25 protein-coding genes are annotated in these 26365 nt (G+C 67.0%); 10 read left to right on the forward strand and 15 right to left on the reverse strand.

Annotated elements, in window-relative coordinates:
• Positions 1-687: 687 nt before the first annotated feature.
• Entirely contained in the window at positions 688-1257 is a 570-nt protein-coding gene (locus tag ACYVLQ_RS27585; protein WP_460700445.1) for a type IV toxin-antitoxin system AbiEi family antitoxin, read from the reverse strand.
• Between the two features lie 336 nt (positions 1258-1593).
• The gene (locus ACYVLQ_RS27590) at positions 1594-2220 is read right to left on the reverse strand and encodes a winged helix-turn-helix transcriptional regulator (RefSeq protein ID WP_460700446.1); all 627 of its coding nucleotides are present in this window, start codon (positions 2218-2220) and stop codon (positions 1594-1596) included.
• A 78-nt stretch (positions 2221-2298) separates the two neighbouring features.
• Between ACYVLQ_RS27590 and ACYVLQ_RS27595 the strand changes: the two genes are divergently transcribed.
• The gene (locus ACYVLQ_RS27595; RefSeq protein WP_460700447.1) at positions 2299-3588 is read left to right on the forward strand and encodes an alpha/beta fold hydrolase; all 1290 of its coding nucleotides are present in this window, start codon (positions 2299-2301) and stop codon (positions 3586-3588) included.
• Here ACYVLQ_RS27595 and ACYVLQ_RS27600 read toward each other — a convergent pair.
• Positions 3500-4609: a cytochrome P450 family protein gene (locus ACYVLQ_RS27600; protein WP_460700448.1), complete on the reverse strand. Its 1110-nt coding sequence runs from the start codon at positions 4607-4609 to the stop codon at positions 3500-3502. The genes ACYVLQ_RS27595 and ACYVLQ_RS27600 overlap by 89 nt on opposite strands.
• A 200-nt stretch (positions 4610-4809) precedes the next feature.
• The gene (locus tag ACYVLQ_RS27605) at positions 4810-5982 is read right to left on the reverse strand and encodes an aminoglycoside phosphotransferase family protein (RefSeq protein WP_460700449.1); all 1173 of its coding nucleotides are present in this window, start codon (positions 5980-5982) and stop codon (positions 4810-4812) included.
• 212 nt (positions 5983-6194) lie between these two features.
• Here ACYVLQ_RS27605 and ACYVLQ_RS27610 point away from each other — a divergent pair, with 212 nt between their 5' ends.
• Genes ACYVLQ_RS27610 through ACYVLQ_RS27630 form a run of 5 tightly spaced genes read left to right on the forward strand, consistent with a single transcriptional unit; the run spans position 6195 to position 10762 of the window.
• Positions 6195-7235 (forward strand): D-isomer specific 2-hydroxyacid dehydrogenase family protein, encoded by a 1041-nt coding sequence (locus ACYVLQ_RS27610; protein WP_460700450.1) that lies wholly within the window; start codon positions 6195-6197, stop codon positions 7233-7235.
• Positions 7228-8268: a D-alanine--(R)-lactate ligase gene (gene vanA / locus ACYVLQ_RS27615; RefSeq protein ID WP_460700451.1), complete on the forward strand. Its 1041-nt coding sequence runs from the start codon at positions 7228-7230 to the stop codon at positions 8266-8268. The genes ACYVLQ_RS27610 and vanA overlap by 8 nt, the downstream gene beginning before the upstream one ends.
• A complete protein-coding gene (gene vanX / locus ACYVLQ_RS27620; protein WP_460700452.1) occupies positions 8265-8933 on the forward strand; it encodes a D-Ala-D-Ala dipeptidase VanX in 669 nt (222 codons plus the stop codon). Before vanA ends, vanX begins: the two co-directional genes overlap by 4 nt.
• Before the next feature lie 15 nt (positions 8934-8948).
• Positions 8949-9647 (forward strand): hypothetical protein, encoded by a 699-nt coding sequence (locus tag ACYVLQ_RS27625; protein ID WP_460700453.1) that lies wholly within the window; start codon positions 8949-8951, stop codon positions 9645-9647.
• Positions 9644-10762 carry a UDP-N-acetylglucosamine--N-acetylmuramyl-(pentapeptide) pyrophosphoryl-undecaprenol N-acetylglucosamine transferase gene (locus ACYVLQ_RS27630; protein WP_460700454.1) on the forward strand — a complete coding sequence of 373 codons (1119 nt, stop codon included), beginning with the start codon at positions 9644-9646 and terminating at the stop codon, positions 10760-10762. Before ACYVLQ_RS27625 ends, ACYVLQ_RS27630 begins: the two co-directional genes overlap by 4 nt.
• A gap of 17 nt (positions 10763-10779) precedes the next feature.
• On the opposite strand, the gene proP is transcribed toward ACYVLQ_RS27630, so the two are convergent.
• The 3 genes from proP to ACYVLQ_RS27645 form a co-directional block, all read right to left on the reverse strand.
• Positions 10780-12303: a glycine betaine/L-proline transporter ProP gene (proP, locus tag ACYVLQ_RS27635; RefSeq protein WP_460700455.1), complete on the reverse strand. Its 1524-nt coding sequence runs from the start codon at positions 12301-12303 to the stop codon at positions 10780-10782.
• Between the two features lie 282 nt (positions 12304-12585).
• Positions 12586-13869 (reverse strand): PucR family transcriptional regulator, encoded by a 1284-nt coding sequence (locus ACYVLQ_RS27640; RefSeq protein ID WP_460700456.1) that lies wholly within the window; start codon positions 13867-13869, stop codon positions 12586-12588.
• A gap of 244 nt (positions 13870-14113) precedes the next feature.
• On the reverse strand, positions 14114-14743 hold the full coding sequence (locus ACYVLQ_RS27645) for a TetR/AcrR family transcriptional regulator (RefSeq protein WP_460700457.1): 630 nt from the start codon (positions 14741-14743) through the stop codon (positions 14114-14116).
• Positions 14744-14932: 189 nt separating this feature from the next.
• On the opposite strand from ACYVLQ_RS27645, the gene ACYVLQ_RS27650 reads away from it, so the two are divergent.
• Positions 14933-16303 (forward strand): ABC1 kinase family protein, encoded by a 1371-nt coding sequence (locus ACYVLQ_RS27650; protein ID WP_460700458.1) that lies wholly within the window; start codon positions 14933-14935, stop codon positions 16301-16303.
• A 9-nt stretch (positions 16304-16312) separates the two neighbouring features.
• On the opposite strand, the gene ACYVLQ_RS27655 is transcribed toward ACYVLQ_RS27650, so the two are convergent.
• The gene (locus ACYVLQ_RS27655) at positions 16313-16990 is read right to left on the reverse strand and encodes a respiratory nitrate reductase subunit gamma (RefSeq protein WP_460700459.1); all 678 of its coding nucleotides are present in this window, start codon (positions 16988-16990) and stop codon (positions 16313-16315) included.
• Positions 16991-17075: 85 nt separating this feature from the next.
• Positions 17076-17642 (reverse strand): HAD domain-containing protein, encoded by a 567-nt coding sequence (locus ACYVLQ_RS27660; protein WP_460700460.1) that lies wholly within the window; start codon positions 17640-17642, stop codon positions 17076-17078.
• A gap of 168 nt (positions 17643-17810) precedes the next feature.
• Here ACYVLQ_RS27660 and ACYVLQ_RS27665 point away from each other — a divergent pair, with 168 nt between their 5' ends.
• A complete protein-coding gene (locus tag ACYVLQ_RS27665; protein WP_460700461.1) occupies positions 17811-18335 on the forward strand; it encodes a hypothetical protein in 525 nt (174 codons plus the stop codon).
• 7 nt (positions 18336-18342) lie between these two features.
• On the opposite strand, the gene ACYVLQ_RS27670 is transcribed toward ACYVLQ_RS27665, so the two are convergent.
• The 4 genes from ACYVLQ_RS27670 to ACYVLQ_RS27685 are packed head-to-tail and all read right to left on the reverse strand — an operon-like array spanning position 18343 to position 21932.
• Positions 18343-19341 carry a glycine betaine ABC transporter substrate-binding protein gene (locus ACYVLQ_RS27670; protein ID WP_460700462.1) on the reverse strand — a complete coding sequence of 333 codons (999 nt, stop codon included), beginning with the start codon at positions 19339-19341 and terminating at the stop codon, positions 18343-18345.
• Entirely contained in the window at positions 19338-20096 is a 759-nt protein-coding gene (locus ACYVLQ_RS27675; RefSeq protein WP_460700463.1) for an ABC transporter permease, read from the reverse strand. The genes ACYVLQ_RS27670 and ACYVLQ_RS27675 overlap by 4 nt, the downstream gene beginning before the upstream one ends.
• Positions 20093-21289 carry an ABC transporter ATP-binding protein gene (locus ACYVLQ_RS27680; protein WP_460700464.1) on the reverse strand — a complete coding sequence of 399 codons (1197 nt, stop codon included), beginning with the start codon at positions 21287-21289 and terminating at the stop codon, positions 20093-20095. Before ACYVLQ_RS27680 ends, ACYVLQ_RS27675 begins: the two co-directional genes overlap by 4 nt.
• Positions 21282-21932, reverse strand: coding sequence for an ABC transporter permease (locus ACYVLQ_RS27685; protein WP_460700709.1), 651 nt, complete (start codon positions 21930-21932; stop codon positions 21282-21284). Before ACYVLQ_RS27685 ends, ACYVLQ_RS27680 begins: the two co-directional genes overlap by 8 nt.
• Before the next feature lie 524 nt (positions 21933-22456).
• Here ACYVLQ_RS27685 and ACYVLQ_RS27690 point away from each other — a divergent pair.
• Together ACYVLQ_RS27690 and ACYVLQ_RS27695 are read left to right on the forward strand one after the other, a co-directional pair.
• Positions 22457-23584 carry a hypothetical protein gene (locus tag ACYVLQ_RS27690; protein ID WP_460700465.1) on the forward strand — a complete coding sequence of 376 codons (1128 nt, stop codon included), beginning with the start codon at positions 22457-22459 and terminating at the stop codon, positions 23582-23584.
• Between the two features lie 489 nt (positions 23585-24073).
• On the forward strand, positions 24074-24796 hold the full coding sequence (locus ACYVLQ_RS27695; RefSeq protein ID WP_460700466.1) for a DUF1906 domain-containing protein: 723 nt from the start codon (positions 24074-24076) through the stop codon (positions 24794-24796).
• A gap of 7 nt (positions 24797-24803) precedes the next feature.
• Here ACYVLQ_RS27695 and ACYVLQ_RS27700 read toward each other — a convergent pair whose 3' ends face one another.
• Together ACYVLQ_RS27700 and ACYVLQ_RS27705 are read right to left on the reverse strand one after the other, a co-directional pair.
• Positions 24804-25118, reverse strand: a complete 315-nt coding sequence (locus ACYVLQ_RS27700; protein ID WP_460700710.1) for a hypothetical protein — start codon at positions 25116-25118, stop codon at positions 24804-24806.
• Positions 25119-25306: 188 nt separating this feature from the next.
• Positions 25307-26134: an Rv1157c family protein gene (locus ACYVLQ_RS27705; protein WP_460700467.1), complete on the reverse strand. Its 828-nt coding sequence runs from the start codon at positions 26132-26134 to the stop codon at positions 25307-25309.
• Positions 26135-26365 lie beyond the last annotated feature (231 nt).

Genomic DNA, 26365 nt, shown 5'->3' on the forward strand with positions numbered 1-26365 from the left:
TGCTGCGTGTGCGGCTCCTTGGTCGGGCCTGGTATTCGATCGAATCAGAGCGAATTAATGAGCAAGTAGATCACGGTCTGTCCGGCGCCACACCGCAGCCAACTCTGCTGTTCGCATATCCCCGAGAATCGCGGAGATTTCTTCGCCGAGGATTTGTAACGACGCAATGTCGACGTCCAGGTCGGCCTCGATCAGCAGTTCGGCACGACTGGTGTACAGCGATGATCGGACGTCGGTGTCCTCCTTGCAGGAACCGCGATCTGATAACCGCTCGGTAATGGCACACGGATCGATTCGGCGAAGACCTCCTGAAACCCGAAAACATCGACCAGCTCCCTTCTACCTGGCAGGGAAGTAGTGCCGACAGGGTCTTCGATATCACCGAACGGCACCACATCGACCGCGCCGGCGACCGAGTAGCGGATTTAGGTGCTGCCAGACTTCGGTAGTACTTCGGTAGTACTTCGGTGATCCGCCGGTATTCGTCCTCGCCGTCGACCGCTAAGGCGATGTCCATATCATTGGTCGAAACGCAGCGGCTCGGTATATCCGAATCCCTCGTGCATTAGGTCGCGGCAATGTGCACCAATCAGCATTGTCGACGCGGTGTCGGGCTCGGCCCGAGACACTAATTCGACCCCCACGCAGTCGATCAGATCCAGGGATCGTGGATCGATACGGCGGAGGTCAAACAAGGCGGGCCTTTCTCAGCATTCGCGCTACTTCTGCGTGTCGCGGTTCGTTGGATGCCAGTAGATCTGCGTAGATCATGAGCGGGGGAGCGGTGGATGTACCGAAGACGCTCTGGTGGTCTGTCGGTGCAGCCCAGTCCGGCTCGTTCCAGAATTTCCGGCGGTATCGATGTTCGGGGGCACCGGATTTCTGCCAACCGCTTCGAACAGCTTCGGCGAGGTCGAAGTGCTCGATGTAGAGCGTTAGTGTCCGAGGGCTCCGGATCAGCGCGACGGCGGACTCTCCGCTGATGAGGTATCCCGATGGCGGAGACGAGCCTTCGATACTTCCGCTGAACGAGCCGTACTCCAGCTTGGGAAGTAGCGAACCTCGGAAGGCGGCGGCCCAGAGGTCGAGTAGCTCATCGCGACGTTGTAGCGAGCCGCTGATCAAGAAGCCGGTTTCCTGCATGATTTCCAGTGTCGACTGTGTGATACCCACCGAGGTTCCGGCCGCGGTAGCGATCTGGCGAACCGGTTTGCCCGCAGAATCGGGCCATGCAAGCAGTGCGAAGAGCACCTGCATCCGTTTGGCGCTGAACAAGTTGGCTCTGGTCGGTAGCCTGCTGGGTGCTGCGGCGGGGCGTCGTTGCCCTCGGGTGCGTACGAACACTGGTCCGAATGCCAGACGGGCGTTTCCCATGCTGTCGATGTAGTCGATGTCGGTGGCCGCAAGAGCATCTGCGGTGCGATCGGAGATCTGGGAGCTAGCTGGCTACCAAAAAGGGGGAGTTTCTCGTCCCTCAGTTTAATTGAACACGCTGCAATATTGAACACCCGGCAGGATCGTGATCCGGGCACCGACGCCCGCAGGCTGTGGACAGATTCCCGGTGGTGGGGTCACGCCGGTGCCGTTGTGGTGTCAGACGGCGAAGACTCTGCGGAGGATGGGTTCGTTGCCCTCGATTTCTATCAGGCCGTGGGTGCGGGCTTCGGTGAAGGGGAGGGCGCCTGCGGCGAGGCCGAGGATGTAGGCGGGGGTGGCGCGGAGGGTGGCGTCGAGGGGGTGGTCGTCGTGGGGGGTGACCTTGAAACTCGACGGGGTGGCGCGGAGTTGGAGGGGTGGGCCGCCGATTTCTAGGCCGATTGTCGCGGTGGGGCGGGGTTCGACCCGGGTGTCGAGGAGGGCGGGGACGGCCAGGGCGAGCCACTCGGGGCGGAAGGAGTCGCCGTCGGGGCCGCGGACCATCAGCGGGGTGGACCAGCGGATCAGGCTCTCGATCGGCTCGCGCAGTTCGGCGCCCCACGGCGTGAGAGCGTACTCGACCACGCTGCCCTCGCCCGCCAATCGCCGCTCGACCACGCCCGCGGACTCGAGGTCGCGGAGGCGGTCGGCGAGCAGGTTGGTCGCGATGCCGGGGAGGCCGTCGATCAGGTCCCGGTAGCGGGCGGGAGCGATGAGGAGCTGGCGGACGATGAGCAGGTTCCACCGATCGCCCACGACCTCGAGCGATCGGGCGAGCCCGCAGTACTGGCCGTAGCTACGCATTTCTACCTCGTGCTTGATTTTCTCAAGTGTACGTGAAAGGCTCAAGTCTATCGTAGGAACGAGCCGGGAGGGGCCGCCATGGCCGAGATCACCGAGAGTGTGCGGCCCGCGTGGGTCGACGACGAGCTGTTCCCGTTCGAGAGCAGATTCATCGAAATCGACGGGCACACAGTGCATTACATCGAGGAGGGGTCCGGGCCCACGCTGCTGTTCCTGCACGGCAACCCGACCTGGTCGTTCCTGTGGCGTGACGTGATCCGCGCGCTACGCGACGACTTCCGGTGCGTCGCCCTCGACTACCCGGGCTTCGGCTTGTCGACGCCGCGGCCCGGCTACCGCTACTGGCCCGAGGAGCACGCCGACGTGGTCACCGCGTTCGTCGAGACTCTCGGCCTCGAGGAGGTCACCCTGGTCGGCCAGGACTGGGGCGGGCTGATCGGATTGGCCACCGCGCAGCGGCTGCCGGGCGTCTTCGAACGGCTGGTGCTTGCCGACACCTGGGCCTGGCCGGTCAACGGCGACTTCCACTTCGAGTACTTCTCGCGCCTCTTCGGCGGACCTCCGGGCCGCTTCCTGGCTCGGCGGCTGAACTTCGTCGTGAATGCGTTCATCCCCCTGGGTCACCGGCGGCGGAAGCTGACGGCCGCCGAGATGGCCCACTACCGCCGAGCTATGGACACCCCCGAGCGGCGCTTGGCCTCCGCGGTACTTCCCCGCCGGGTTCTCGCAAGCCGCGACTTCTTCGCCGAGGTCGAGGCGGGCCTCGCCGACCTCTCCCGCCTGCCGACACTGATCGTGTGGGGAGACGCCGACATCGCCTTCCGTCCCCGGGAACGGGAGCGTCTGGAAGCGACCTTCACCAACCACAAGACCGTGATCTGTGAGGGCGCCGGGACCTACGTGGAGTCCGACGTGCCCGAGGAGTTCGTCGCCGCGATCCGTGATTGGACCGCGACGCAAGGAGACTCGGGTCGTGGCGAGGAGACTCGGGTCGTGGCGGCGAGGCGAACTTGTAGAGGTCGAGGTACTCGGTTTCCTGGCATCGGCGGCCGACCTTGCGGAACCTTCGGGCCCGCGTTTGTGCGCGTGGGCGGCGACCAGTGCGTTGCCGAGCCGATCGCGCATCTGGCCGAGTTCGGTGTCGTCGAGTTTGCGGCGCAGACGGGTGACGGCGACGGCCGGACCCGGCCCCTTCCACAACGAGGCACCCTCATACCCGCGCCACCTCGCGGGCGGGCCGGGGGTATCGGTACTGCCCGGCCCACCCGGATCCACAGCCCTAGCCGTTGGTGGGCACGAATGTCACAGGCAACTCGGTCAGCGCGCGGTGGAACGGTCCGGGCCGCCAGGTCGGCTTGCCCGTCGTGAAGTTCAATCGCATTTCGGGCAGCATATCGAGCAGTTGATCGATGGCGTCCTGAGCGATCATGTAGGCGGGAATCCTTGCGGGGCAACTGTGTTGCCCGACTCCCCAGGCCAGATGGGAACGGTTGCCGGTCAGGTCGTCGGACCGGATCGCGGGGTCGTTGTTGCATGCGGCCATGCTGATGACGACCGGCTGGTGAGCCGGAAGCCAGACGTCGTCGACGAGCACGGGTTGCCGCGGGTAGGTGATCAGTAGATTCGCCAGTGGCGGGTCGTCGAACAACACCTCGTCCAACGCGTCGCGGGTGGACAGCGTCCCGCCTACGACGCTGTCGCCGAAGCGGCTGTCGGACATGATCAGCAGCAGAGTGTTGACGATCAGGTTCAACAGGAATTCGATGCCGGTCCCGTAGATCTGGGCAACATGGTTGGCCGCCTCGGCATCGTCGAGCTCGGCCGGGTGCCGCAATATCCGTGAGGTGATGTCGTTGCCCGGCTGGCCGCGTTTGAGCGTGACGAGCTCGATCAGCGCCGCGTAGAGCATCCGGTTGCCCTCCTCCGAATCGACGGCCTCCACGATCGCGGCGGTCGCGGTGGCGAGTCGCTGGCCGATCTCGGGCGGGCAGCCCAGCAGGGTGTTGACGACCTGGAAGACCAGCGGGAAGACATACTGCTCGATCAGTTCGGCGGAGCCGTTACGGCAGAATCCGTCGATCAGCGGGGCAGCGATGGCCTCCACCGTCGCGTGCAACGCGTACAGGTCCACCGCATTGATACTTTCGGTGGTGGCGGGCCGATAGCGCAGATAGTCGGCACCGGTGCTGCGGCTGGCAACAGGCCGCCATTCGAGCATCGGAAGAACCGGGCAGTCGGAAGGGATGTCGCGCTGCCAGATGCGAGGATCGGCGGGGAAATGCTCCGGATCGTTGAGGATCCGGACCGCGGTGCGGTAACCGAGCACCAGGGCGGCGGGCACTCCGGGGGAGAGCTCCACCGGCGCCAAACTGCCATAGCGCCTTCGCATTTGGTGATAGGCGGTGTGCGGGTCGGCCGCGAATTCCGGTGTGTACATCGGAACCCGTGGCCCGTCGAAATCCATCGGCGCGCTGTGGTCGGTTGCGTACGGGAGAGACTGAGAATCACTCAACAGGGAGACTCCAGGGTGCGGTGGGTATCGCAGGTGGTTTACCAGCTGTACGGCGTCGAACCCCAGCCGGACGAGAATCAGACGCCGAGAGCCTCCAGCGAAGCGAGATCATCGACGGCCGAGGTAATCCGCCGCAGCAACGTGAGACAGGTTTGTACCGACTGCATCTCGGGCTGGTAGACCGCGCGGCCGATCGTGAAAGCCCATGCCGCATAGGCGAACATCGACTGTTGACGGTAGGCGAGCCAGGCGTCGTCGAACGACAGCGGGCCACCACCGCTGCGTTCGAGCTCATCGAGGTAGGCCCGTAGCAGGTCACGATCCCAGGCACGCCGATCGTCCGGCTCACAACCCGAATTCACGGTGTAGGCGAAGTCGTGGGCCCAGCCGCCCTGCATCACCACCTGCCAGTCGGCGAAACCCATCCGCCCATCGCCGGTCACATAGGTCTGCCCGATATGCGGATCGCCGTGCAGCACGGTGCGAGGCATCTCGTGTGTGGCGAGTTCGAGGGCGCGCTCGACCCCGGCCCACAGTCGATCGTTCTCGCCATGCAGCGCCGCGGGAACGACGTCCGCCGCCCGTTTCAGACCGACAGCACACCGCGTCTTCATATCGATGGCGGACAGCAGCGAAATCAGGAACTCGGCCGGGGTGTGCAGAACACCGACCGACGGATGCTCCCAGAAGCCGCCGTGCAGACGCGCGAGATTTCGTACCAGCCCCTCCATCTGCTCCCGGGTGACCGGTGCGGTGGGCTCGCTGAACACGGCCTCCCGGGTGGCGACAACATCCTCCATGAGCGCGATCGACCGCCACGACCGAGGGTCGACCGCGCCCCAGTAACCGCGCGGCGCCTCCATCTCCACACGTGGGCGAAAGTCCTTGAAGAACCGCGTTTCTCCGTCGATCACCCCGGTCCCGCCCAGCAGCAATCGTTGCCGCAGAGACGTACTCGTCTTCGCGAACAGATCGACCGGCAATCCAGCCCGCTGCCCGGCATCGTTGTACTCGACACGGATGCCGACGCGCGTGGAAGTCCCGCTGCCGCCATCGGTGGTGGTGAAGGCGCGGACCTCGGCGTCGGGCACGTCTCGGCACAGCACAGCGGTGAGCCACCGGGGCGTGATGGCGGCGCCGGACGCGGGGACATCGGCGATGCCGACCGCCCTCGGTCGCGTGATCTTCTCCCGGAGGACGTGCCCGCCGACGGTGGTGAGCCGACCGAGCAACCAGAGCTTGTGGTTCATGGGCACCTTGATTCGAGGGGAGGGGGGGACGGAACACCTTGTGCGACAGCGACTATCCGCGCTGTCGATCGTAGCGCTGTGTCCCCGCTCGATGAGCCCCCACCAGTGGCGGCACTGCTCGAAACGGTCTTCTCCGTATCGCGCCCGCATATCGCGGGCATATCGGAAATCCGATACGCGTCGGCAACGCCGTGCGGTCTTGACTACTAGGTATGAACCTCAGCGAAGCTGCGCGATCTGCGGTCTCGTGTACGTCGTCCGCCGCGCCGGTGCTGCCCGCGACGACACCCACGACAGGGCTCACGATCTACGGTTGCGCCGCGGACGAGTCGGTGTTGTTCCGAAAACTGGCGCCTCGTTTCGGCGTGCTGCCGACCCTCACCGCGGCGCCGGTGTCCGAGTCCAATGTCGGACTCGCCCGCGGAAATCGGTGCATCAGCGTCGGCCACAAGACCCGAGTGACGAACGATACGCTGCTCGCCCTCCGGCGGAACGGCGTGGAATACATCTCGACCAGAAGTATCGGCTACAACCATATCGACGTGGAATACGCCCGGAGTATCGGCATCTCCGTGGGCAATGTGAATTATTCGCCCGACAGCGTCGCCGACTACACGCTCATGTTGATGCTCATGGTGGTGCGTAACGCGAAGTCCGTCTTCCGGCGCGCTGCCAGCCATGACTACCGACTGAGCGACATTCGTGGAAAAGAGCTGCGCGATCTGACAGTCGGTGTGATCGGAGCCGGGCGCATCGGCATGGCGGTCATCGACAGATTGCGAGGCTTCGGCTGTCGGGTGCTGGTCTACGACATCTGTCCCGCAGCCGTCGTGCACCGAGTCACGCTCGATGAACTGCTGAGGAACAGCGACATCGTGACGCTTCATGCCCCGCACACCGCGAACACGCATCACCTCCTCGATCGCCTGCGTATCGACCGGATGAAGCGTGGAGCATTCATCGTCAACACCGCACGCGGGTCGCTGATAGATACGGGCGCCCTACTGCGGGCCTTGGAAGGCGGCAGGTTGGGCGGCGCTGCGCTGGATGTCCTCGAAGGAGAAGAGGGGATCTTCTACGCGGACTGCCGAGACCGGCCGATCGAGAATACCGCTCTGCTCCGTCTGCAAAATCTGCCGAATGTGCTGATCAGCCCACACACGGGCTACTACACGGACCACGCGTTGTCGGACACCGTCGAAAACTGTCTCGTCAACTGCCGCAATTTCGAAAGGCGTGAAGTAGATGGTTAGGACGAGAGTCGGCATCCTCTTCGGTGGGTCATCCGAAGAGCATTCGGTATCGGTCAAGTCGGCCGGCGAGATCGCAAAGAACCTCGATACGGACAGGTACGAGCCGTTCTGGGTCGGGATCACGGAATCCGGTTCTTGGCGGCTCTGCGACGGACCGGCGACCGGATGGGAGAACGGTGACGGCCGACCTGCCGTACTGTCGCCGGATCGCAGCGTCCATGGATTACTCGTGTTGGATCGCGGTGGCTACGAAACTGTCCGCCTGGACGTGATCCTGCCGGTGCTGCACGGCAGGTTCGGCGAGGACGGTGCGATTCAGGGCCTGCTGGAGCTCGCGGGCGTCCCCTATATCGGTTGCGACGTCGCCGCGTCCGCTTTGTGCATGGACAAGTCCCTCACCTACGCCATCGCCAGGAGTGCGGGAGTCGCCACACCGAACTTCCTGATTATCGGGCCGAACGAGCAGGTCGATCCCGACCGGCTCCGATATCCCGTCTTCGTGAAACCCGCTCGCTCGGGTTCCTCTTTCGGGGTCGGCAAAGTGGCCGGAAAGGACGAGTTGCCAGCCGCGCTCGAGGCAGCTAGGCAGTACGACTCGAAGGTCGTGATCGAAGAGGCTGTGGTCGGCAGCGAGGTCGGCTGTGCGATTCTGGGCGAAGGCGCGGACTTGTTCGTGGGCGAGGTGGACCGGGTCGCCCTTTCACACGGCTTCTTCCGGATCCATCAGGAGAATTCGCCGGAAACAGGTTCGGAGAACTCGACGTTCATTGTCCCGGCCGATATCTCCGAGGAATCGCGTCGGCGCGTCCGAGAAACCGCCGAGACCGTCTACCGCGCGTTGGGCTGCCGAGGCCTCGCCCGCGTCGACATGTTCGTCACCGACGACGGCAGTGTGATTCTCAACGAGGTCAACAGTTTTCCCGGTATGACCTCGTACAGCCGTTATCCGAGAATGATGGCGGCCGCCGGTCTCTCGCTATCCGATATCATCGACCGGCTCGTGTCGACGGCGCTGTGCGAATTCCGCCGATGAACGGCGACTTCGTGTTCCTGGACGAACTGGTGCCCGGGATCCGCTGGGATGCCAAGTACGCCACTTGGGACAATTTCACGGGACGACCGGTGTCCGGGTATCTGGCGAATCGCATCGTCGGCACCCGGGCGCTGTGCGAAGCCTTGGCGCATGCGCGGGAAGAAGCCGCCGCCCGCGGCTTCGGCTTGCTCGTCTGGGATGGGTATCGTCCGCAACGCGCCGTCGATTGTTTCCTGGACTGGGCGAAAAGGCCGGAGGACGGGCGTACGAAGGAGCGGCATTATCCGAATATCGCCAGATCCGAGATGATCGACAAGGGTTATGTGGCCGTCAAATCGGGGCACAGTCGCGGTAGTACCGTCGATTTGACGCTCTATCATTTGTCCACCGGTGCGCTGGCGTCGATGGGCGGCGACCACGATCTGATGGATCCGGTATCGCATCATGACGCACCGGAAGTCGGCCGGGTCGCGGCCGGGAACCGTCGTTGTCTTCGCTGGATCATGGAGAGCTGCGGTTTCCGCTCGTATGAGTGCGAGTGGTGGCATTACACCTTGAACGACGAGCCGTATCCGGGCACCTACTTCGACTTTCCGATCACGTCGATCTCCGGTGCGCGGACCCGGGGACTCGAGGTGTCGAATGCGTCGTCTGCACAATTTTGAAGAGGATGGATTCCGATGAAGAACGACCTGCCATATTTTTCGCAATGGGGAGGTTTGCACCTCAACGACGAGGTGATCGTCCGGCGGACCGACCAATCGCGCGTGGAGACGCTCTGGCGAGACGATGCCCCGCAACCGGACGGCTGGCGTCTCGACGGGTATCGCTCCCGCGAGGAATACTTGTTCTGGTCACGGCGGGCCTGCGGCCTGGCCTGTCTGCAGTCGCTGCTCCACGGATGGACCGACACCCGGTTGTCGATGGGCGTCCTGGTGCGGCTGGCCCGCGACCGGGGATGCTACATAATCGAACCCTCGGGCAACGTCAAAGGACTGATCTACCGCCCCTTCATGGCATGGGTCGAGTCGCAATTCGGATTTCGTTGCGAACTGATCGAGCATACGCCGATCGAGATATCCGCCGAAAAGATCGGGCCGGGGCAGGTGATGATCGCCTCGGTGTCGCCCGAGATTCGCGACCCTGGCACCGGTAATCCACTACGAGGTGGTCACCTGGTATTGATTCATGAGGTCCACAACGGGGAAGTGCGATTTCACGACCCGTCCGGCTACTCCGATAATTCCGCATCCACATCTCTGCCCATGCACGTATTCGAGAGATTTCACGCCGATCGAGGAATTATGATAAGCAGGAAGGGAGTCGTGGCTCACAGAACCGTCGGGCCGAGCCCCGAGGGTATGCGGCGGGTGTCATGACGGTTGCGGTGCGCGCTCCGCGCATTGTGGTAGCTGGTGGTCATTCGGCCGGGCACATCGAACCGTCGATGAATGTCGCCGACGCGATCCGCGAGCTGGAGCCCACGGCGCAGATCACGGCCCTCGGCACGGTTCGGGGCCTGGATACGACCCTGATACCGGCCCGGGGCTACCCGCTCGAGCTCATCACGCCCGCGCCCCTGCCTCGTCGACCGAACCGGGACCTGCTGCGGACGCCGCGGCGACTACGTGACTCGGTGCGCGACGCCGGGAGGGTTCTCGACCGCGTCGGAGCCGAGGTCGTGGTGGGATTCGGCGGCTACGTGGCGATGTCGGCCTACCTCGCCGCTCGGATGCGCCGACTGCCGTTCATCGTCCACGAGGCGAACGTTCGGCCCGGAGTGGCCAACCGGCTGGCGGCTCGGCTGACGCCCGACGTCTTCACCGCCACACCCGGTGTTCGGCTCCCGCATGCCACAGCCATCGGAATCCCGCTGCGCCCGGCGATTTCCGCGCTCGACCGGTCGGCGCTGCGAGAGGCGGCCCGGCGGCGATTCGGACTGCGGCCGCACGGCCCGGTGCTGATGGTCACCGGCGGATCGCAAGGCGCCGCGGCGATCAACTCGGCCGTATCCGGCGCTGCCGCGGCACTGCGGGCGGCCGACGTGCAGGTACTTCATATCGCTGGGTTCCGACGCACGGTCGAGGCGCCCGGCGACTCCGCGGGACCGCCCTACATCGTCGTTCCCTATGTCGAGGAGATGCGGTACGCCTATGCCGCGGCCGACTTCGCACTGTGCCGCGCCGGGGCCATGACATGCGCGGAACTCGCCGCTGTCGGCTTGCCCGCCGCGTATGTCCCCCTGCCGCTGCGCGGCGGGGAGCAACGACTCAATGCCGAGCCGGTCGTGGCGTCCGGCGGGGCGCTCCTGGTCGACGACGCCGCGCTCGACTCGGCGTGGATCGAAACGACTCTGATCCCGGTAATCACCGATCGGGCGCGAATCGCGGCGATGTCCGCCGCCGCGGCGGCGGCCGGTGTACCCGACGCGGATACCGCGCTGGCTCGGCATGCCCTCGGGGTTGTCGCCGAGCGGCGGGCAGTCGCACCGTAGCGCGGTTCATTTCGGACCTACCGCTTGCTCTCCGCTCGCAGCTCCGCCAAGGCCAGTTCGGAGGTGTTCACCAAGTCCTGGGCCTCTTCCTCGGTGCCGACCATGGGTTGGGAGCCGCGCAGGGGGAGCAGGGAGGATTCGCGGAGGAACAGGGCCGCTATGAAACCTATTACGCCGGAGGCGATCAGGTAGAAGGCGGGCATCATCAGGTTGTGGGTGACGTCTACCAGGGCGGTGTTGACCAGCGGGGTGGTGCCGCCGAAGGCCGAGACCGCGATGTTGAACGAGATGCCCATGGCGCCGTAGCGGATAGCGGTGGGGAAGAGGGCGGGGAGGGTGGCGGCGCTGGGTCCGGCGAAACCGGCCAGCAGCGCGGCCAGGACCAAGGTGCCGAGCAGGGGCAGTATCCAGCCGTCCTGCCGGATCAGCATGAAGCACGGGTAGGCGAGGACGATTTGCGCCACCGCCGCGGTCAGGAACACCGGGCGCCTGCCGAAGCGGTCGCTGGCCCGGCCCACGAAGGTGATCAGCAGGACCACCAGCCCCATCGCGCTGAGCACCAGGAGGTCCGAATGCGTGGTGGAGCGGTGCAGGGATTCGGTCATGTACGTCGGCAGGTAGGCGGTCACCATATAGTTGGTGACGTTGTAGAGCAGTACCAGGCCGATGCACATCAGCACCGCCCGCCAGTGCCGGGTGAGGATCTCCACGATCTCGTGCAGCCGCCCGCTGCCGGACTCCTGCTCGGCCAGATCTCGGTCGTGGGCGTCGAGTTGTTCCTGGTAGGCGGGGCTGTCCTCCAGTTTCAGCCGGATGTACAGGCCGATGGCGCCGATCGGCCCGGCGATCAGGAAGGGCAGGCGCCAGGCCCAGGACTCCAGGGTCTCGTCCCCGAGGGTCGCGGTGAGCAGGGTGACGATCCCGGATCCGGCGGCGTAGCCGGTGAAGGTCCCGAAGTCGAGCCAGCTGCAGAGGAAGCCGCGCCGCCGGTCGGGGGAGTACTCGGCGACGAAGGTGGTGGCGCCGCCATATTCGCCGCCGGTGGAGAAGCCCTGCACCATCCGGCAGATCAGCAGCAGAATCGGGGCGAAGACGCCGATCGTGGCGTAGCTGGGGATGAAGCCGATCGCGAACGTGCTGCCCGCCATCATGAGCATGGTGGTGGCCAGCACCTTCTGGCGGCCGATCCGGTCGCCGAGCGGGCCGAAGTACAGTCCGCCGAGCGGCCGCACCAGGAAGGCCGCGGCGAAGGTGGTGAACGAGGCCAGCACCTGCACACCCGCGCCGACGTCCGGGAAGAACACCTTGCCGATGACGACCGCGAGATAGCTGTAGACGCCGAAGTCGAACCATTCCATGCAGTTGCCGACGGAGGCGGCGACCACGGCCCGCTTGAGCATCCCCGCGTCGACGACCGTGATGTCCTGCAACGCGAGCGGGCGGCCACGCTTGCGCATGCGCCGGGTGAACTCGGTCCGCACATGGCCCGGCATGGCCTGCAAGACGTCGCGCGCCGACCGGCGGCCCCTGCTCTGTTCCATCGCCGCGCTCCCCACTCTGGACGGATCATGCTCTGCCGCTATCCAGAAGCGAATGGTAGATGTGCCGTGCTCCCGACCGGGGTAGGCGCACCCGATACGGATGCCACAGGTTTGCGGGCAATGCGGCCGTCCCCAGGAATCGACCGAGCCCCGTCCGGCGTACCGGACGGGGCTCGGTTCGGGGCCCGTCAGTGGGATGCTTCGGCGAGGTCGACGACCGTCGCGTATGCCGACTTCCAATCATGAGGCCGCCGATCCGGACCGCCGCCGCGATGGCCGTCGTTATGCCGGGTGGGGCTGGCGGTAGCTGCGTGCGACCAGGGCCGAGCGCAGGTACCACAGGCCGCTGGCCTGGGTGGGATCGCATCCGGTGAGGGTGGCGATGCGCTTGAGTCGGTAGTCGACGGTGTTGGTGTGGATGTGCAGGGCGTGCGCGGTGCGCTGGCGGTTGAGGTTGTTGCTGATGTGCCGCTGCAGGGTCTCGAGCAGTTCGGGGTGCGCGTCGAGGGGATCGAGCAAGGTGCCCAGGTGCTCGCGACCCGGGCCGGGGCGGGTGAGCTGGTACTCGAGGGCGATGTCGTCGAATCGGTAGAGGCCGCGGACGAGCTTCAACCGGTGCACCATGTCGAGCAACTGGTGCGCACGGTCGGCGGCCGCGGGTATGTCGTGCGCGGCGGCGGTGACGACGGTCGCCGTGATGGGCACCTGCGCCGCCTGCGACAGCACGGTGAGGAGACGATCGAGCTCGTCGGCATCGCCGTCGGCGGTGGGAATGAGCAGGGTGCCGCCGTCGACGCTGAGCAGCGACAGGACCGTATTGCCGTCGTGCCCGGTGGCGAGCGCGGCCTGAATGCGCCGCAGCTTGCGCCGGGCGACCACCGCGCCGTCCACCATGGGATTGGCCTCCTCGGGATGCGCGGGGATGGCCAGGGCCAGCACGTTGTACTGCTCGGCGATCTCGATGCCGCATTCGCGGGCCATGGTGGAGGTGGGATGCCCGCCGAGCAGCGCCGAGGTGAGCGTGTGCACGGCCGTGTGATGCTCGCTGACCACCGAACGCAGTTCGCGCACATAGGCTTTCGAGACCGCTGTGGTCATGGTGTCGAGCATGTCGACGACGAGCTTCGCGCCGCCGATCAGGTTGTCGTAGTCGCTGCGGCGCAGCAGCAGCATCTCCTCGTCGCCGTCGCGCACGCGGCGGTAGCTGTTGGTGGCGCTGGTGACGACGAGGTCGAAGCCGAGGCGGAAGCCCTCGTGAATGGCGTGGTGGATGGTGTCGATCGGCACGCCCTCCCGCGCCCACTGCCCGGCGGTGTCCTCCAGCTTGCGGATCTTCTCCGGGACGTCGACCCCGTCGAGCATGCTGACCGCCAGTTCCAGGCACAGGCGGGTGATGCTGGTGACGTCGCCGTGGATGGCGTCGCCCGGCAGCGTGCGGCACGGCGCCACCGTCTCCACGAAATGCCCCACCATCTGCCGGGACAGGGCGCGCACGTTCTTCAGCGGCTCGGACAACGGCGTGCCCGAGTACGTCAGGCCTGGGTTGTTCGACGTGTCGGCGGTCATCGGCGACCTCTCTTCCAACCATGAGTCAGACGCGGTGGTCTGCTATCGCTGTTTGCTCTGCCAGAAACGGTAAGCCGAGCGCGCGCTCACCTTCTACTCCTCTTTGAAAGGTCTGCGGCAGTCGCAAAAACAGCCCTCCAGCAGGCAATTCGCTCATTCGAGGCTGGAATGATGTGGGGCGTGGCGCACCCATAGTTGGGTGGGTGCTCACCTTTGTGCGAAACGGGCGCCCGGAGGCGGTGTTTCACGCCGCGCGGGCCGCGATCTCCGCCTCGGCCATGGCCGCCATCATGCGCGCGGTCATCGCGATGGCCTCCTTGCGCTCCTGGCTGTCGACCTCCAGCGCCGACGCCCGGAGCACCGCCGCGAAACCCGTGTTGATCAGCACGAACGTCATCACGTCGTACTCGTGGTCGTCGCCGGGGCCGAGCAGCTGAATCACCAGCACCTTCACCAGCAGTCGCAGGCGCGGTTCGAATTCGGGGATGCCGCTGCTGTAGAACTGCACACCCGCCACCAGCGCCCGTACCAGCCGGGCGTTGGCCACCAACTCGTCGGTGATGACCTCCAGGATGCCGGTGATCAGCTCCAGGGTGGACTTCTCCGACATGCCGAAAACCCGCTGCGTGAAGCGTCGTTCGACATTCTCGAGCAGCCGTCCGAGCAGCTCTTCGACGATGACCGAGCGGTCGGAGAAGTATCGGTAGACGGTTCCGACGCTCACCCCGGCCTCCGCCGCGATGCGATTGGTGGAGGTATTGGCGATGCCGCGTTCCCCGAAAAGCTGTGCGGCGGTGTCCAGGATGTGCTCCCTGGTTGCCTTGGCGCGGTCCTGTGTCGGACGGCGACGCTGACCCACAGTTTTCGATGGCATCGCGACCTCCTGCCTGCTGTCGCTAGAAGATGAGCATCGCTCAGTTTAGTCACGGAACAGGTAGCCGCGAGGGGAAAACGGGCAGGGATGTGAGTGCGGACAGAGCTGATCGAATTCCGGGTCCGGCGGCCTCGCGATGAGGTGGGATGGGGACATCGTTCGGAGCGTGTGTGCCAACGGAGGTGGGATATGAGCGGTCGGGTACCGAAGGGACGTCTCGTTCGAGGCGGCAGGATGGGCCGGTTGGTCGCGGGGCAGGCCATCCGGGGCGTCGGTACGCGATTGTCCATGATCGGCAAGCCGGAGCAGGCCCGGCAGGTCCTCGCCGAGCGGTCCACGCTGCAGACCGCGCAGCAACTGGTCACGGTGCTCGGCGGCATGAAGGGCGCGGCGATGAAGCTGGGGCAGATGCTCTCGGTGCTCGATGTCGACCTGCTCCCGGAATCGCATCGCGAGATGTTTCGCGACAAGCTCGCCGAACTGCGCGATCAGGCGCCGGCGGCCCCGTTCGCGGCGATGCGGAAGGTGATCGAGGACGATCTCGGGCCGATGGCGCGAATCTTCGCCGACTTCGACGAGGACGCCATCGCCGCGGCCTCGATCGGTCAGGTCTATCGGGCCACCCTGCGCGACGGGCGCCAGGTCGCGGTCAAGGTCAAATATCCGGGCGTGGACCGGGCCGTCGAGGCCGATATGCGCAATCTGGTGATGATCAGCAGGCTCTGGGAAACCATTCTGCCCAGCGCGGCCGACAACGAGGTGCTGGACGAGATCGCCCGCAATATCGGCAGCGAACTCGACTACGAGCGCGAGGCGGTGAGCCAGCACCGCGTGGCGTCGCGCTACCGGGACCATCCGTTCATCACCGTTCCCGACAGCATCGAGGAACTGTGCGGGCACAACGTGCTGGTGACGGAGTTCCTCGACGGAAGGTCGTTTCCGGAGATCCAGGAGCTGCCGGTCGAGGACCGCAATCGGATCGGCGAGCTGATCTATCGCTTCTACGTCAACACCGTGTTCTCCGACTACGAGTTCTGCGGCGACCCGCACCCGGGTAACATCCTGCTCGCGAAGGACGGCCGGGTGGGATTCGTGGATTTCGGTCTCTATCACTCGATGGAGCCGCGGTACGTCGAACTGGAGCGCTCGGGCATGCGGGCGGCGGGCGAATATCGCGCACAGGACCTGTACGACCTGTGGGTCGGGCGGGGCATCATCGACTCCGACGCGACGATCGAGCCGCAGGAGGTCCTCGAGTACGTCTGGGCCGCCGCGGGCTGGCATCTGCTCGACGAGGACATCACGATCACGCCCGAACTCGCCACCGGCGCGGTGGTGCTGGCCGTCGACCCCCGCGCCGACGAATTCCAGGGGATGCGGCAGCAGCGCCTGCCACCCGAACACGTCTTCTCGCGGCGGGTGGATCTGTTCACCTTCGCCGCGCTGGGCCAGTTGCAAACCACCAACAACTGGCACCGCATCGCCCGCGAGTGGCTCTATCACGAGGCGCCGACCACCGATATCGGACAGACGGTGGCGCGCTGGCAGAGCCGGGTCTGACGCCGGAAGTCACACTCCCAGACCGGAATTGTCCGCCGCCGGGGTGAGCCGGGCCAGATCGGCCCGCCGCCTCGACGTCCAGCCGACAATCGGCCCGGCGAACAGTTCCGCCAGCCGTGTGTACGGCCAGATGCCCAGGAGCAGCACGATGATCAGGCCGCGGGCCTGATACAGCGCGGGAGCCTCGGCCATCGGCCCCGGGTTCGGGTGCAGGGTCGGCAACGAACGCGCCCAGGCGAACAGCGTCTCGGCGGTGCGGTAGCCGTCGCCGGTCGAGTTCGGATCCAGCCTGATGAGTACGCCGGACAGCAGCATCGCGGTCAGGACCGGGAGGGTGACGCGATCCACCGGGGTGATCGGGCTGCGGCGCGTGCCCGCGATCATCGACGGCAGGATCAGCATGACCGCGCCCGCCGCGGCGGTGGGTAGCGCGACGACCTCGACCGCGAGAATGACGAGGTAGAGCGCCTCGGGCGGGTGATTGCGCGGGCCCGAGGCGAGCAGGTCGGTGAGCCGGGCGGCCACGATGAGGCCGGCCCCGAGCCGGAACGCGATCGCGCCGTACCACTCGGCCCGGTCGGCGTCCGGGGACGGACGGAGGCGGTCGCGGCGAAAGCGCCAGACATGGCCCAGCGCAAAGGATCCCAGCGCGCAGTAGGGCAGTACGATCCACAGCAGCACCGTCACGGGTCGGATCATCGCCTTCCGTCAGTAAATGTCGGGACCCTCACGCTCGCAGAGCCGCAAACCCCGGGCAAGGGACCTAGGACACCTACCGGTGCGTATCCGGGCGAATCGCCGCGCGCAGTTGCCGCAGGAATGCACGCGCCGCCTCGAGGTGCGCGGGCTGCAGCCCGTCGTACCGGTCCACCGCGATCAGCCGGGTCGGCGCCCCGGAGTCGCTGCGCCGCCGGGCCCAGTCCTGATCGTCGGGTTGGAACTCGTCGTCGAACCAGCAGATCGGCCGCCGCCCGGCCCACCGAATGATTGCCGGAAGTTTGCCGTGATGGCCGTCGCGATGTCGAAATCCGGTGTCCTGGAAGCCGATCACCGCGAGTGCCGGGAGGCCCAGCACCGGGCTCAGCAGGCGGTTGGCCTCGTGTTCCCACGCCGTCGCCCAGACCAGTTCGGCATTGCTCTCGGCCGCGAGATCCAACAGCCGCGGCCCGAGTTCGGGGTTCAGGGTGACGCGGTGTTCGACCGGCGGGATCGCCGCGATGATCCGGTGGCGCACCACGTAGGGCCGATATCCGTTGGGCCGCGGTCGATCTCGGGAAGGGTAGGGGTTCAGCGGGCCGTCGACATCCAGAAGTATTGCCGCACGGTGTGATTCGATCATGCGCACCCTCCCCGGCTCCCACCGAGAGTACCGTGCCGCGCGGTGCGGCGAATGGCGATCCGCCGCGGACGGGGGTTTGCCGGAAGATCGGGGTCTGGCCGCCGCAGGCAGGTCTGTGGCATATTTGACTGGGTAGCGAGCGCTCGGCCCTCTTCGTCAGGAGACCGGATGTCCGATCCGTTGCACACCAGAATCTGCCTCACCGGTGCGGGCCACCGGGCCCCGATGGTGAGCCTGTTCCTCGTTCCCGAACCCCGCGTGCGTGGCGCCTGCATGCTGCATCTGCTGGAGCAGGCCCCGGTCGGCGACGTCCCGCGCCGCGATCCGGATCTCATCGCGTCGGTCGAGGCCCGCGGTCTGCCCGGGGCGCGGGCCCGGCTGGTGGCGTTCGCGTCCGCCGATCACCCGGCGATTCCGGGTGCGGGCCTGCACACCGTTTACCACGACCACTACATCGCCGACGGCCCGCTGGGCCTGGACACCGGGGACCCGGCCGAGTTGGCCAGGCTGTCGATGCTGCCCGAACATCCGATCGGCCTGCGCCGCATCGACGATTTCGAGGATCGTGCGGTGCGCCGGGCCATGCTGGCCGTATATCGCTATTTCGGTGTGGACCAACGCATTCCGCTGATGTACCACGGTTTCGCGGAGCCGCGCGACGGCTGGCTGGCGCTGCGCACGGCGGTCGCCTGACCGCCCGTCACCGCGCCGTGACGAAGCCCTGGGAGACCAGCCAGTCGCGGGCAACGTTCGCGGGCTCCTGCCCCTCGACGTCGACCTTGCGGTTGAGTTCGGTGATGGACTCGTTGGTCAGCAGCCGGGTAATCGGTTCCATCACCTGCGCGACCTGCGGGTGCGCGGTGGCGAAGGACTCCCGCATCACCAGTGCCGCATTGTATTTCGGGAAGAACTTCTGGTCGTCCTCGAGCAGTTTCAGGTTCAGTGCCGGGATGCGGCCGTCGGTGGCGGCGACGGATCCGAACTGACAGGTGCCGTCAGCCGTCGCCGGGTACACCAGCGCGTCCTGCATGACCTGCTTCTTCACCTTGCCCATATCGACGCCGTACTTGCGCACCAGACCCGGGAACCCGTCCTGGCGGACGCTGAATTCGGTACCGACGCAGGTATTTCCGGTGGCGGGGTCGGTATTCACCAGGCGCGCGTAGTCCGACAGGGTGACGGCGCCGGTCTGCTGCTGACTCGGCGCGCTGGTCACCAGGGCGTACGTGTTGTTCATCGGCGCCATGTCGGTCCACACCATGCCGTGCTTCTCGCGATCCTGGTCGCGCACCGCGGCGAACTGCCCGTCCGAATCGGGAATCGGCGTCTCGTTGCCGAGATAGTTGATCCAGCCGGTGCCGGTGTAGTCGAAGGCGACGTCGACCTGACCGTGCAGCTGGGCGTCGCGCAGGCTGTTGGAGCCGGTGATGGAGGTCAAATCCCGGACCTCCGCCCCGGCGGCGGTGAGGGCGAATTCGATCAGATAGCCGAGGATAATCTGCTCGGTGAAGTCCTTGGAGCCCACGATGATTCGCACGCCGTCCAGTTCGGGGACGGGCTGGATGCTGCCGGGCCCGACCCGCAACGGGACCGCGCCGCCCGCCTCGAGGCCACAGCCGGACAGCAGCAATCCGACGGCGGCCAGGGCGGCCACCGGCTTCGCCCATCTCGTCGACCGCCGGATTCCGCCCGATCTCATCGCAACCCCTTCGGCTCGAGGAACCGTTCGGCCAGCGCGCCGAGCCAGTCCACCAGCAGCGCCAGCGCGACCGCGAGGATCGCGCCCACCCACAGGGTCACGTTGTCGCGCAGCTTGTATCCGGTGTCGATGAGGATGCCGAGCCCGCCCGCGCTGACCAGGAACGATAGCGTCGCGGTGCCGACCGCCAGCACGAGGGAGGTGCGCAGCCCGGCCAGGATATAGGGCACCGCGAGCGGAAACTCGATGCGGCGCAACACCGTTGCCGCCGACATCCCCTGCCCGCGCCCGGCATCGATCAGCATCGGATCGACCTGCTGATAGCCGAGAATGGTGTTGCGCAGCACCGGAAGCAGGGAGTACAGGGCGATCGGCCCGACGCCCACCCAGAAGCCCGTCCGCTGGGTCCACAGATACATCAGCACGATCAGGCCGATGGTCGGGGCGGCCGACCCGATATTGGCGATTCCGACGAACAGCGGCGCCAACCGCCGGTAGCGCCCCCGCGTCAGCAGCGTGCCGAGCGGCACCGCGACCACCACGACGATCGCGATGACGGTCGCGGTGATCACGATGTGCTGCCGGGTGGCGGTAGCGATGTTGTCGGCGTTCATGCTGGCCTGCTGGGTGGCGGTGAGCGTGTGGCTGAATCCCCACCACAGCACGCCGACGGCCGCCGCGACGGCCAGCACCGGCTGTGCGAACAGCCGGATACGATCGGCCTGCCGCTCGGTATGGCGAGTGATCGGGCTCATATCTCGTCCGAATACGTTGTGGGCGTGGTGTGTTCGGCGCGCATCTCGGACAGGTGCGCGACCAGCGTGTCGATATTGATCAGGCCCGCGTATTCGCCGCGGCGCCCGGTGACGACCGCGTTGGCGGTGCTCTCCGTCAGCAACGCCTCGAGCGCCTCCTGCAGCGACGAGTGCCGCGACACCGTGCCGGTGACGGGGAGCCCGACATCGCGCAGCGATGAGGCCGAGGCCAGCTGGGCGGCCGACACCCAGCGCAGCGGGCGGCGCTGCGCGTCGAGTACCAGGCCCCACTTCCACTCCCGCTCGGCCAGCGCCGTCCGCAGTGGGACTACGTCGTCGGTGTCCAGCGCCGTCGGGCACATCCCGAGGTCGACATCCTCGACCCGGACCAGGGTGAGCTGTTTGAGACCGGCGTCGGCGCCGACGAATCCGGCGACCGTCTCGTCGGCGGGCTCGGCCAGGATCGCCGCCGGGGTGTCGTACTGCAGGATCCGGGACCGGTTGCCCAGCACCGCGATTCGATCGCCGAGCTTGACCGCCTCGTTGAAGTCGTGGGTGACGAACACGATCGTCTTGTGGAGTTCGGCCTGCAGGTGCAGCAACTCGTCCTGCAGCAGGCCGCGGGTGATCGGGTCGACGGCGCCGAACGGCTCGTCCATCAGCAGCACCGGCGGATCGGCGGCCAGCGCCCGCGCGACGCCCACGCGCTGCTGCTGCCCGCCCGACAGCTGCCGGGGATAGCGGTCGCGGAAGGTGCCGGGATCGAGGCCGACGAGCTCGAGCATCTCGTCGATGCGCGCGGTGATCCTGGCGCGGTCCCAGCCGAGCAACCCGGGCACGGTGGCGATATTGCGGGCCACCGTCATATGCGGGAACAGCCCGGCCTGCTGGATCGAGTAGCCGATCTCGCGGCGCAGCCTGTCCGGGTTCACACGGGTGACGTCGCGCCCCGCGATGGTGATGGTGCCCGAGGTCGGCTCGATCAGCCGGTTGATCATCCGCATCGTCGTGGTCTTGCCGCAGCCCGACGGGCCCACGAAGACCACGGTCTCCCCGGCGGGAATGGTCAGCGAGACGTTCTCGACGGCCGGATCCCGCTGTCCCGGGTAGCGTTTGGTGACCGAATCGAGCACGATCTCGGCCCGGGGATGGTCCTCGGTGTGCTCGGAGGCGGCGGTCGCGGTATCAGTCACGGATTCCCCTCGGGGTGGTGAGGCGGCCGATGAGGACGAGCGCGGCATCGAGTGCGAGCGCCAGCACGATGATCAGCACCGTGCCGGTCAGCGCCATCGGCACCGCGGTCGGGCTGCCCAGCCGGGCCAGGCCGGAGAAGATCAGGTTGCCCAGGCCGGGGCCCTTGGCGTAGGCGGCCATCGCCAGGATGCCCATGCTCAGCTGCGTACTGACGCGAATGCCCGCCAGGATCGACGGCCAGGCCAGCGGCATCTCGATGCGGGCCAGGATGCGCATCCGGTTCATGCCGACGCCGCGGGCCGCATCGGCGACGGCCGGGTCGACGCCCGCCAGGCCGATGATGGTGTTGCGCAGGATCGGTAGCAGCGCGTACAGCACCAGGGCCGTGACGGTCGGCAGCACGCCCAGGCCCATGGCCGGAATGAGCAGGCCCAGCAGGGCGAACGACGGAACCGTCAGAATGATGCTCGCTGCCGCGGTGGACAGCGCCGAACCCCACGGGCTGCGATGGACGGCGATGCCGATCAGCACCGCCACCACGGTCGCGAGCAGCACGGACTGCACGACCGCCGAGACATGCAGATACGAGTCGGTCAGCAATTGGATTCGGTGATCGACGACGAAGTTCCACAGCGTGTCCAGGGTTTAGCCCTCCCACATCCTCGACGTCCGGGCAGAGTGTATCGACACGGGGACGAACGGCTTGGCATTTCGGCCGGTTTGTCGCAATGGCGATACCCTCGCGACTGGAACAAATGGGGCAGCAGCGCGCCTTGACCGGCCGGGCGCCCGCTCGGGGTGCTGGCGGCCGGTACGGCCGCGCTGACCACGATCGGCGGAAACGAGCGGGGAGTTATCGGAATTCACCATTACATCCGGGCCGAGATTCCGGGTATGGTCGGGTTCGGTCGTTTGTGAAACGTATCCACCTGCGGGGGATATATCTGGCTGGTGGGGGAGGTGCCCGACGTGCACCTCGTCCCTACGATGAACCCGGCGGTGCCCGGCAGCGCCGCCGTCGCGGGCCCTGTCCTGCTGCCCCCTCATCGGCAGGACAGGGACTGCATCTCGTACGGCGCGGGCAGGTCTCCGGCGCCTCGTGTCGCGTTCGGGGTGGGTCATGATGGGCGCGTACGCCGTCCGACACAGCGAGGTTCCGGGAGCTCATGCGACAGTTCAACGGCCACGACCAGCTCATCTGGATCGACTACGCGGAGTTCGGCGAGAGGTTCGTCACCTACGCGGTGACCCCGGCGCGCATCGAGGCCGCGGTGTCCGGGATGGCGGGGCGGGGGATGACCATCGGCCCGTTCTCGGTCGGTCCGGCGGGGCTGGCCGGTTTCGTCGCCGAGGGCAGCGTGGGCAAGCCGGTGATCGCGCGCAGCGGTCCGCACGTCACCTTCGAGGTGCTGCTGCCGGTGTCGCTGCACGTCACCATCACCCTCGGCGGGCAGCGGCTGCGGCTGGAGGCGCTGGTCGAGATCGATCTCACCCTGCACGCGCGCACCGCGGAGCCGCTGCTGATCATCATCGATATTCCGCCGGTCACCGCCCGCGACGTCAGCTTCGTGGTGCGCGCGCAGGCCATCGGCGCCGCGTTCGAACTGCTGCTGGATCCGATCGCCGTGCTGGTGCAGCGGGAGGTGGCCAATCGTCTCAACGGCATGCTCTCCGATCCGGCCGCGCGCGGCGGGCGGGTGTTCGACGTCGAGGCCATCATGGACCGGACCCGGTCGACGCACCTGGCGCGGGAGAGCTTCGACTGGATCGGCTACGACGAATTCGGGCAGCGCTTCTTCCCGCTCATCCTGACCGCCGAGCGGGTTCGGGAGGTCGTCGAGGGCCTGGCCGGGCGGCCCATCGAGGTGGGTCCGCTGCGCACCGGCCCGCGCGAGGCCGCGACGGTCGAGGTGAAGGGCACCGTCCGGATGCCGCGCCTGTCCGACCGCGTGGGGGAGGACCCGGTGTCGTTCGACCTGACCATCCCCGTGGCCCTGGACATCACCGTCGACGTCCTCAAGTCCAACCACTACCGCGCCGAGGTCGAGATCCCGCTCGTCCTGATCGCCCGCGCCGCCGACCCGCTCCTGATCGTCATCGACGCCTCACCCCCCGACCCCCGCGCCATCTCCGTCGACCTGCACGCCGAAGGCTGGCGAGCCCGCGCCCTCGGCAAACTCGGCAACATCCGCCACCAGATAGCCCACCAGGTCGCGGCCGTCCTCCGCAACGAATTGGCCGACCCCACCTTCCGCACGATCGACGTCGGCACACGCATCGACGGCGCTGCCTGACCCCGGCCAAAAGCGCGCCGGGGATAGGAAGTGCCGGGCGTGTCGGGGAGAGTGCAGGGCGCGCCGGGGATGGGGGAGTGCCGGGTGCGTCGGGGAGAGTGCAGGGCGCGCCGGGGATGGGGGAGTGCCGGGTGCGTCGGGGAGAGCGCAGGGCGCGCCGGAGATAGGGAGTGGGCGGTGCGCTGGGGATAGGGGAGTGGAGGGTGCGCCGGAGATAGGGAGTGGAAGGTGCGCCGGGATAGGCGTAGTTCCTGTTCCCGGGTATGGCTGCAGGTCCCTGCTATTTCCCGGCATGCTTTTGGCCGGGATCCGCTCTGGGGCTCATGTGAATGATGTGCACGGTGAGCCTGGCGGTTCCAGTGTGCATGTGGTGAAATGAGTTCACGTTCGAGGCTCCCGGCGCGCATGAGCTTGGGGAAGGCGCGCCGGGTAGTTCCGGCCTGCAGGGTGGCCGGTTTCAGGTCAGGCACTGCGCGAAGGAGTACTTCGATGCGTTCTACACCCATGTCTCGGCGCACCCTGCTCGGCGTTGCCGCCGGTGTCGGCGCAGCCGCGGGGCTCTCGGCCCTCGCCCCGCATGCCGCGGCCACGGGCGCCGGGCTGGGCACCCTGCTCGACTACGCGGGTGCCGTGCCCGGGGCCGAGGAGATTCGCGCCGCCGGGCATATCGGCGTCATCCGGTACGTCTCCGATCGCCGTCCGGGGGCCGAGTGGATGGCCGGAAAACCGTTGCGGGCCAGCGAGGTCGACGCGTTGCGGGAGGCCGGGCTGTCGGTGGTGTCCTGCTACCAGTACGGCAAGGCGGACACCGCGGACTGGCGGGGCGGGCTGGAGGCGGGCAAGAGGCACGCCGAGCGTGGCCTGGAGCTGCACCGCGAGGCGGGCGGCCCAGACGGCGTGCCCATCTACGCCTCCATCGACGACAAGCCCACCGAGGCCGAGTTCGCCACGATGATCGCCCCGTACCTGATGGGCTGGCAGTCGGTGCTCGGGGGCGAGCACGTCGGCGTCTACGCCAACGCGCCGACCATCACCTGGGCGCAGGCCGCCGGGCTGGGATCCTGGTTCTGGCAACACAACTGGGGCACCCCGAAGGGCTTCGTGCACCCCGCGGCGAACCTGCACCAGTTCGAGATCGATAAGCGCTCGGTCGGCGGCGTGGGTGTGGACGTCAACGACATCCTCACCCCGCAGTACGGGCAGTGGTGGTAGCCGCGCCTCAGGTCTGGCAGTGGCAGGTCGGGTCGGCGCAGAGGTCCGGCTCATCGGGAACCACCGAGAGCAGCGGCCGGGCCTCCGGCGCCGCGCGCACGCCCATCCAGGAGAACAGCGACCAGCGCGACAGCCCGGAGAACGCGGAGCCCAGGCTGAAGAACGAGCCCACGGAGCCGACCGACAGCACCGAACCCACACTGCCGACCGACAGGATCGAATAAGCCGAGCCGATCGACAGGATCGAGCCCTCCGACCGGAACGACAGGATCGATCGGTGCGAGCGCGAGGACAGCACCGATTTGTAGGAGCGGCGCGACATGACCGACCGGCGGGAGCGGCCACCGGGCTTGCGCGCCGCCGGCGCGGTGGAATCCGCGGACCGTACGAGCTGATCGACAGTCGCCATAGTTGTCGGTCTACCACAGGTCACAGCATGTTGCCGCGCTTATGACGGCGAAAGTCCCGGAGTGTCGCCTACGGGACGACTCCGGGACTTGCCGCTAGGCGTTAGCGCTGCGTCTGAGCCGGAGCTTGCGCCGCAGGGGTCGCCGGTGCGACGTTGAAGAAGCCGAGCGTCGGCAGGAACGAGCAGGTGATCGGCGGCTTCTCGGCGTCGGCCTGGGTGGTCAGCGAGCCGGAGACCACCGCGATCACGCGGCCGGGGCCGGTGTTGGCGATCGCCGACAGGGTGGCCGGGCCGTCGGGGTTGATGTGCGCCTCGTCGGTCAGCGGCTGGATGGCGCTCTGCCGGGTGTCCAGGTTCAGCCACTGCACGGTCATCGGCGGATTCTGCTGCGGGGTCAGGCCTTTGGTGCCCAGCGCGGTGAACACGAATCCGGCCTGGCCGCCCTGCGGGCCGGGCGGCGGCAGTTCGGCCGGGCCGGGAACGGCCAACGCCGTGCCGACCGAATCGGTGCCCGGGCCGATGCAGCCCTTGCCGATGGTCGGGTAGAGGAACTGCGCGATATTGGGCCCGTTCTCCGGGAGCTCCGGGCCGCCGCCACCGCTGCCGTCGAGGAATTTGATGATGGCCTGCAGCGCCGCCTTCACCTGCGGGGGCAGGTTGGCCGAGTTCAGGATCTGCTTGGCCTGGTCGAGGATGGTCTGCTGACCGGGCGAGGCGATATCGGCGGCGCCCGCGGCGGCTCCGACGATGGCGGGCGCCAGATTGGCGATCGCGTCGATCGGCACACCCTCGGGAATCAGCGGGGCGCTGGCCGGGGCCTCCTGCGGCTTCGGCGCCGGAGCGGCGACCGCCGTAGACGCGGCAACGGTTGCGCCGGCCGCGAGGGCCAGCGCGGACACTGCGAACCGCGATCCTCTGGTGCGAAGCACTGGTGTAGCCGTCCTTACCTCGGGTACCTCATCCGGCGATGCGGCCGCATCGCTTGCGTCACTTTAGGGATAGAGCAGCCGTGTTGTACAGCCGTACCGCGATCTTGCCGACAGCTATTCGTCGGTTATTTGCCGTTCCCGGACCATAACCCCATTCCGGTGTTACTGGAGTGATCAGTGATGCAAATGTTACAAGACGGGCCGTTCTCGGGGCTGTCACCCCCGCCGGTA

The sequence above is a fragment of the Nocardia thraciensis genome (assembly GCF_054782435.1).